1 pseudogene is annotated in these 564 nt (G+C 40.4%); it reads left to right on the forward strand.

Features of this window, described 5'->3' with window-relative positions:
* Positions 1 to 564, forward strand: a pseudogene (locus H4J38_RS16915) (IS3 family transposase); the annotation flags it as partial.

The following is a 564-nucleotide window of genomic DNA, read 5'->3' on the forward strand; positions in this document are numbered from 1 at the left end:
CAGCCCAACAAATCAAACGGCTTGAACGTCAACTTGAAACAGAGCAAATGAAGAATGTTGTGCTCAATAAAATGGTTGATGTGATGGATAAGGAGTATGGTGCTGGTCTAAGAAAAAAGTACTTATCCGATGCCTCTGGCAAACCAAAGAAGCAGGCCAGATAAAACTTGCTCCTGTATGTAGAGCATTAAATATGTCAACGCAATCTGTTTATCAAGCGATTAAGCGAATAAAAGCGAGATCAAACGAACTCGAACCAGTGGTGAAACTCGTGATGTATTGGCGTAATTTTATGCCTCGACTTGGCACACGGAAGCTTTATCAACTTATTCAGCCTGAGCTTTTAAAGCTAGACATCAAGCTTGGCCGGGATGCTTTATTCAGCTACCTTCGTGAGCAAGGCCTGTTAGTTAAACCCAAAAAGAGTTATATCAAAACAACAAACAGTAAGCATTGGATGAGAAAGCATCCCAATCTATTAAAAGAAGTAAAGTCATCAGCGCCTGAAGAAGTGTTTGTAAGCGACATAACCTATGTTGAAACAGAGCAAGGTGTACATTACCT

This window comes from Colwellia sp. BRX10-3 (assembly GCF_014077505.1).
Classification (GTDB): domain Bacteria; phylum Pseudomonadota; class Gammaproteobacteria; order Enterobacterales; family Alteromonadaceae; genus Cognaticolwellia.